The organism is Pseudoalteromonas sp. TB51, assembly GCF_000498055.1.
In the GTDB taxonomy this organism is placed as follows: Bacteria; Pseudomonadota; Gammaproteobacteria; order Enterobacterales; family Alteromonadaceae; genus Pseudoalteromonas; species Pseudoalteromonas atlantica.
This window is the reverse complement of sequence record NZ_AUTO01000213.1, coordinates 1-1374: the sequence shown is the minus strand read 5'-3', so window position 1 is coordinate 1374 and position 1374 is coordinate 1. Positions and strand designations below refer to the sequence as shown.

General features: G+C 39.7%; 2 protein-coding genes. One reads left to right on the top strand and one right to left on the bottom strand.

Translation table 11 applies throughout. From position 1 onward, the window contains the following. Positions 1–253 (bottom strand): MBL fold metallo-hydrolase (locus tag L650_RS0111590; protein WP_029773214.1); only part of this gene is annotated, 253 nt, incomplete at its 3' end. A 456-nt stretch (positions 254–709) separates the two neighbouring features. On the opposite strand from L650_RS0111590, the gene rfaH reads away from it, so the two are divergent. Further along, a complete protein-coding gene (gene rfaH, locus L650_RS0111585; RefSeq protein WP_029773213.1) occupies positions 710–1195 on the top strand; it encodes a transcription/translation regulatory transformer protein RfaH in 486 nt (161 codons plus the stop codon). Positions 1196–1374 lie beyond the last annotated feature (179 nt).

The following is a 1374-nucleotide window of genomic DNA, read 5'->3' as shown; positions in this document are numbered from 1 at the left end:
CAGGCGTAGTATAAATGGGCCCCTTAAAACCGGCTGCTAATAAATAAGGAATGCGCCCTACGTGGTCAATGTGGCAATGGGTAACAATAAGCGCGCTAATGTGCGCAATATCAAACTCTATTGATAAATCATCTTTTGCGTCTTCCCCCTGAAAAAGCCCGCAATCTATCAGCACGCTGGTTTTACTATTAATAACTAATTCATGGCAAGAGCCAGTCACGCCATTTACCGCTCCATGGTGAAGTATTTTCATAGGGTATCTATATTTAGTTTTTTAAGGATAAAGTTAAAAGTAGGGTCAAACAGCGCTTTAAGCAAAGTTTAGTTATGTTGTAGCAGCGGCTTTATGCCGGGTAAAAATTTGTAGAGCTATCGCGAGGTAAACTCGCTGCTACTAGATTAGCGAAATTTTCCGTGTTTAGCTTGTAGGCGCCCAGCCTGCTGGCGTAATGGGCGAAGGCTACAATAGCTGCTGCGTGGCTTTATGCCACATAGCTTATGTTAGCACTAGTATTCAAATACTGATTTAAGTTTAATACTCGCGATTAAACGCGTAATTGTTACAACAAACCTCACTATTACAATTAACAAGGTTAGTAAATATTTACAATAAACACCTATTTACTTAGTGCGCTTAAATTGTTTATAATTACGCGTTATTAAATTTAACGTTGTGTTTTTTGCAATTATATTTGTAGTAAGGATTGCTATGGAAAGTTGGTATTTAGTTACGTGTAAGCCTCGGCAAGAAGAGCGAGCAGCCACCAACTTACTAAACCAAGGGATTGAAGTGTTTTACCCCAAGCTAACCACCGAGAAACTGGTTAAAGGTCGACGTACCGTTAAACAGTCAGCTCTATTCCCTAACTACCTATTTGTTTGTCTTGAGTCACAAAACGGTAACTTTTCTGCGGTAAAAAATACGCGCGGAATTAGCGGCTTTGTATCTTATGGGGCAAATTATCAAATTGTACCTACAGCCCTAATTGAACAGCTTAAAAGTGAGCGTTTACATACTAATGATTCTACTATACCTAAAACGGGTGATGTAGTTAGCGTAAATAACAGCTCATTTAATAATATTAAAGCTATTTACAAAGAGCCAGACGGTGATATGCGCAGTATTTTGCTAATTAATCTACTTAATAAACAAGTAGAAATGAGCGTAGATAACAAAGATATAAAACAATACTAGCAAAATGCACAGCTTCGGCTTGATGCCAAAAAATTTAAGTAAGTATCAGTACGTAGGAACTGCAACCTAGGGGCGGAAGCGTGCCCGAAGGGCTAGACAAGCAAATAGTTTTGCTTTCAAGCTGGAGCGAGAGGAGCTCTGCGACGAACTGGAACGTGAAGCGTGCCCGAAGGGCTAGA